This window comes from Dissulfurispira sp. (genome assembly GCF_036745535.1).
In the GTDB taxonomy this organism is placed as follows: domain Bacteria; phylum Nitrospirota; class Thermodesulfovibrionia; order Thermodesulfovibrionales; family Dissulfurispiraceae; genus Dissulfurispira.
The window spans coordinates 1-5,408 of the sequence record NZ_DAIOFX010000091.1; the positions used below are offsets into that span (position 1 = coordinate 1).

General features: G+C 45.7%; 3 protein-coding genes and 1 pseudogene. All 4 read right to left on the reverse strand.

Annotation, left to right across the window (positions count from 1 at the left end; genetic code table 11):
- On the reverse strand, nucleotides 1-961 hold a 961-nt coding region (locus V7L97_RS10855), incomplete at its 3' end, for an alpha-amylase family glycosyl hydrolase (protein WP_333655902.1).
- Between the two features lie 11 nt (nucleotides 962-972).
- Nucleotides 973-3,414 (reverse strand): annotated as a pseudogene (locus tag V7L97_RS13115) (DUF3536 domain-containing protein).
- Between the two features lie 154 nt (nucleotides 3,415-3,568).
- A complete protein-coding gene (locus V7L97_RS10870) occupies nucleotides 3,569-4,477 on the reverse strand; it encodes a chloride channel protein (protein WP_333655907.1) in 909 nt (302 codons plus the stop codon).
- 19 nt (nucleotides 4,478-4,496) lie between these two features.
- On the reverse strand, nucleotides 4,497-5,408 hold a 912-nt coding region (locus tag V7L97_RS10875), incomplete at its 5' end, for a glycosyltransferase (RefSeq protein WP_333655908.1).

Consider the following 5,408-nt stretch of genomic DNA (forward strand, 5'->3'; position numbering starts at 1 on the left):
CGACAGGATCCTCCATCCTGATTGCTGCAAGCTCATTGATGTCAAAAAACCTCCTGTAATTTATCTCCTCTGTTGCAACCCTCCAGTGTGAGAGCCTGTATGCCTGCTCTCTGAGAAGTTTATCAAGGAGGTCGAAACTCCCAGGATCGCCCTTAACTCCATTAAATATCTTCACATTATCATCAATAAATTCTTTAATCTTCAAGCTTTCATTATAGAGATTCCAGAGGCGCTTCTTTATGATCTCCTTTTCACGGTATCGCTCGGTAATCTTTTCAGGGTCTCTTTCTGCATAATAGGGTAGATGCTTCAGTGCTGTAATGATGCTCAAAAGTTCAATGAAGTGAGGATTTTCAGGTCGCAGTGATTCTTTTAGCCCGTCAATCCGATGCTCCAGTATCTGGATGTAGGTCTGTGGTCTTACAGAAAATTTATGTTCATAGTAATGTAAGAAAAACGCCCCTCCTTCAAAATTCAATTTTAGTTCCCGGTCCTCAAGAACCTTCCCGTACTGGTCGCCCAGAATCGGAAGGAGTATCTTATCTTTTAGCTCCTTTTTGACAGGCTCCCAGTCTATATCAAAGAAATTCGCATAAACCGAGCTCGGGCCATTCTCAAGGACATCCATCCACCATTTATTGGCGCTGCTTTCTATGCACATATGGTTCGGGACAATGTCGAGCACCTGTCCCATTCCATACTTCTGAAGTTCCTTTATCAATTCATCATGTTCTTCTTCTGTCCCTATCTCGGGGTTTAATTCATTGGGGTCAACTATATCGTATCCGTGGAGGCTTCCCTCTTTTGCCTTCAAATAAGGCGATGCATAAATATCGCTGATGCCGAGGCCATAGAGGTAGCATATGATATCCCGTGCATCGGAAAATCTGAATTGGCTGCTAAATTGCAGCCTGTAAGTTGAAACAGGTATCCTCACATTTGGAATGCCTTCAACAGCCACATAACCTCCACTTAATTTTCAGACAAAACTGCTTCAATATTGAAAAATAGGCTCTGCCCCATCTGCCTGAATTCATCCACCCAGCGTATTGCACCTTCGTCGCCTGACCGTGCCTTTGACAAAAAGTCCCTGTAAACTGTTCTTGCCAGTTTGTAATATATGTTTTGCACATACCAGAAGTTTATTTCAAAGGGCAGTGAGTTCAGCATATCTATGACCCTTCTGATTTCACAGAGCAGTGAAACATCGGAGGAATTTTTATACAGGGCAGCCATTAGACTTTCAATACCACGCCGTGCTATAAATTCTATATCCGTGAAATCGATGGGTATATTCCATTTCTTTATATCATCGATGATGCCCTGAACCTTCACAATATCTATACCTCCTTCAAGCGCCCTCTTCAAATCAATGCTCAGAGTAAATTCTGCCGTGGTATAAAATGCCTTTGGTATCGGTATGCCCGTTTCCTGAAGAAAGCCCATCAGGATACGGTTGTTGTCGAACATCTGGCGGTATGATGCCTTAAAGTCCTCCATGGTGGTTCTGATGATGATATTCAGTATCTTCCGCTGCTCATCCCTGAAGAGATCCCTGAGAGAATAGTTATGCATTCCGAAATGTTTGTCCATCAGTCTTATAATGTCCGCAAACTCGCCGCTTTCAAATGCCGTGATGATCTCATGTTTCATGGACTGATAGGCATCGTCGCCAAGAAAATTACGCACTCCTCCGTTTATGCTGTGGTCTCCGAAATACAATACGCCGAAGCTTATGTATTCGCTCTTTTTGGTTATCTCCGATGTAATGCATATCTTACCCACCGCAAGTTTCATTCTGCCGGCATGTACGCCCTGATAATCTTCCCTGTCGATTGCATAGCAGTAAATCTTCGATCTTTCGGGATAATCTTCAAATAACGAACTTACGGCATAATGTATGCCGACTTTTTTGAGGTCTATTATTGCCGGTTTGACGAATTTTTCATATATACGAGCGCCGTCCTTGTGATCGGGCAGATTACTCTTTGCCGATGCAAGCCTTTCCAGAAAGCCGTTTTCGAGGCCGTTATTAAAAACATGTTCTGACAACTGTATGGCCCTTCCTGCATACTGGAGGATCTGCACCGTCTCAAGGCCTGAAAGCTCATCGAAAAACCATCCGCAGCTCGTGTACATCAGCATGGCATGCCTCTGCATTTCAAGGAGCTTAAGGACAATGACCGTTTCATCCATATCCAGATTCCTCGATGCATGTTTTTCAAGAAACCTCTTAATATTTTCTTCCGAGCGGTCGAGGATGACATCGATGTATTCGTCTCTCGCCTTCCACGGGTCTTTCAGGTATTCCTTCGCCTTATGTTCGTATTTGAATGATAACTGCTCCCTTAGCCAATCCAGCGCCTGCCGGAGAGGCGCCCTCCATTCCTGCTTCCATTCTGGATGTCCGCCTGAGTTGCATCCGCAGTTGTTCCTCCATCTCTCTATGCCGTGAATACAGCTCCACAAGGTATTTTCGATGATTTTCGACCTCGTGAGTTGGCGGATGTTTCTCAAGATGATCTCCATAGTTTGTAAGTCTCGCTATGCCGTTGGACTCTATGTAATTAAGTGCATATGCGAGGGCCATGTCTCCGAATTTATGGTGATGGCCGTAGGATTCGCCGTCTGTGGCGATGTTGAGTATCTGAGGCCATTCTCTCAAGGCGGAATAACCGCTTAAAAGACGGTTCGCAAAGTCTTCCCCTTTATTGAGGAGTCTCTCAAAGGCAACGGCCTGCGATATGGGGCCGTCATAAAAAAGATGTTTATTCTCCGGCCTGAAGGGAGCCTGCAGAGATTAGCCCTTGTGGGGTCAATCCTCGCTCCGCTCACATCCTTCCATTTGCCCGCACCTATCTTCCTCACCCTCAACGCCTGATGAGGAGCTAAGATTGTGAATTTTATTCCGCACCCTGCAAGTACCTCCAGTGTTTCGATATCCACTGCTGTCTCCGGGAGCCACATACCCTCAGGGAAACGTTTAAATCTGTATTCAAAATCCTTAATACCCCATAAAACCTGCGTCCTTTTGTCGCATTTATGTGATAAGGACATTATTATATGGTTGTACGCTTGTGCAATTGCATTGCCGTGTCCGGAACGCCATTCTATACTCTGTTTATCCGCATCAAGTATCGCCTGATAGATTTCAGGAGAATTGGTCTCCATCCATGAAAGAACCGTGGGGCCGAAGTTAAAACTTATTCTGGCGTAATTGCTCACAATATCCGCTATGCGCCTTTCTCCGTCCAGAATTCGCGAGGCAGTATTGGGTGCATAGCACTCGGCATTTATCCTCTCATTCCAGTCATGGTAAGGATATGCGGAGTCCTGCACCTCTATGGCCTCAAGCCACGGATTTTCCCTCGGCGGCTGATAAAAATGTCCGTGTATGCAGAGATAACGCTCCATCTATTACCCCTTAATCTTCCTGTAAAGAATGAAGCTGTGAGGATTTATCATAACAGTCACCTCCGTGCCGTATGATTCCATCCTTTGCTCCACCATACTGTTTGCTCCTCCCCAATCCATCGATGAGGTGTCAAGTATCTTTTCCCACGTCCCTTCAGTGAGTGCAAAATTGATCCTTAACGCTTTCGCCTTCGATAGCATTTTTAATCGTTTCGAGGCCGAGACCGAGATAGCTTGTGGAGAATATAAATGCTAAAACTACAAGAGCCGAGCCTCCTGCTATCGCCTTGTAAATTTTATTGAGCCTCATGCGGCTGCCTGTGTTTTCAAAAAAACGAAGCGTCTCGATAAAAATAAGCGAGCAGAGCCCGAAAAACAATCCGCCGATGCAGACCTTTATAAACAGTGCGCTGCTGAACACCGGGACAAACCTCAACGGTTCATGAAAATATGCAACTCCGAGCGCTGATGATACCTGATACCCTACGATGCCTGCGACAAACGAAGGCAAGAGAACATCATAAAGCATTGCTCCCACGAATAATACTTCAACGCCGAAAATTGCTCCCGCGATAGGCGTTCCGAATACTGTGGCAAACCCGGCGCTTATGCCGCATATGACCATCTTTTTCCTGTCCCTGTCGTCGAATCTGAATATATCCGAAATAGTCGAACACAGACCCGCTCCTGTTTGTGCGCATGGCCCCTCTTTGCCAGCAGAACCGCCTGCTGCTATAGTTATAACAGTTGCTATCAGTTTAACCGGGACGACAAGGGGATTGATTCTTCCCGAATGCCTGTGCACAGCCTCTATTATCTTTTCCGTGCCATGGCCTTCCGCCTGCGGAGCGAGATACTTAACGAGCAGAACACTCAACACAAAAGCTGCGGGAACAGCTACAAAATAGTACCGGTAACCGCCTGCGAAATTTATTCCTGCTTCGAGAAGTTTAAGAAAGACCGTTGTAGAAACGCCTACGAGTATGCCAGCGCAGGAGGCGAGAAATAGCCATTTCACAATGCTTACAAAGAGTATGGAGCTTTCAAGAACTTTCTTTCTCATTTGTTCAACCCTTCAGACATCACAACTCCAGAACACTTCTGCCTTTGTTCTCTATCGCATACCATACAGAAAGATAATCCCTTATCTGCCTTGTTATGAGAAAATTATTCCTTACATATTCCCTGCCCTTCTCTCCCATCCTGTGCGCCATCTCAGGATTGTTGAGGAATTGCCTTATCCTGAAGGCAGCGCCTTCAATGGAATGGACAAGGAAACCTGTAACGCCGTGTATTATCTGCAAAGGAATTCCGCCTGTGGCTCCGCCTATGACAGGCTTTCCTTTCCACATGGCCTCGGATACGGTTAAGCCGAATCCTTCTTTCAATGATTCCTGCAACACAACTGTCGCAGCCCTCTGAAGGGCATTGATGTCTTTGTCGCTGAAAGGCGGCAGGAGAAGAATGTGTATATCGGGGTCGTCCGATGCATAATCCTGAACCTCTTTAAGCACTATCTCTCCCTCGGGGTCATCCGTTGCAGGGCTTCCGGCAAGTATGAGTATGCAGTCATTGTATTTTTTAACCAGTCTGTATGCCTTTATCACGCCGAGGGGATCTTTAAATCTGTCGAAGCGGGAGACCTGAAGTATCATTGGCCTGTCATGAGGTATCTGAAATTTATTTAATGTCTCGCTTATTTCCTCTCCTGTCAATTCCCTGTTCTTTTCGCTGATAGGGTCTATGGACGGAGGTATGATGAATTCATCTATACCCATTGCCCTCGCGAATTTTGCTACGGAAAAAATTGCAGCATCGTATTTTCCGCAATAACGCAGCAGATAATCGCATACCTCTTTCAACGGATGCGATACATCTATATGGCATCTCCATATCCATCTGCCCGATTTACTGAATTCAATAAGCGGCGCCGGCTGGGGGTCGTGTATCAAAACAGCATCCGCATCTAAATTAAGCCTTTCGGCATTCCTCCT